At 35.7% G+C, this 398-nt stretch carries 1 protein-coding gene; it reads right to left on the bottom strand.

Going from position 1 to position 398, the window contains the following annotated elements; genetic code table 11:
- Positions 1 to 398: hypothetical protein (locus CWB72_RS20795; protein ID WP_212747925.1), on the bottom strand; the 398-nt coding region annotated here is incomplete at both ends.

The following is a 398-nucleotide window of genomic DNA, read 5'->3' as shown; positions in this document are numbered from 1 at the left end:
TTACATGTTCTTTACTTAAAGAACCCATCACCATTTGGTAAAAATCTATCCAGTGCCCAAAGATGATTAATACAGCCATAAAAGTTACTAATGTATAATTTCTCTTCGCCGAACGCTTCATTAAGATCAACAAAGGGCATAAGAAGTTAATGATTAGGTTGAAGAAGAATATTCCTTTATATGGCCCCTGTACACGATGTTTAAAGTACACCGTTTCTTCCGGAATATTAGCATACCAAATAAGCATGTACTGAGAGAACCAGAGATAAGTCCAGAAGATAGAAAACGCAAACATAAACTTACCGATATCATGCAAATGTTCCTGCCCTGTTAACTCTAAGTACCCTTTATTCTTCAAATAAATAATCCATAATGCGATGAGCGACATGCCTGAAACA

The organism is Pseudoalteromonas phenolica (assembly GCF_005886345.1).
Classification (GTDB): domain Bacteria; phylum Pseudomonadota; class Gammaproteobacteria; order Enterobacterales; family Alteromonadaceae; genus Pseudoalteromonas; species Pseudoalteromonas phenolica_A.
The sequence above is the reverse complement of the archived record's forward strand: the minus strand, read 5'-3'. Positions and strand labels throughout refer to the sequence as shown.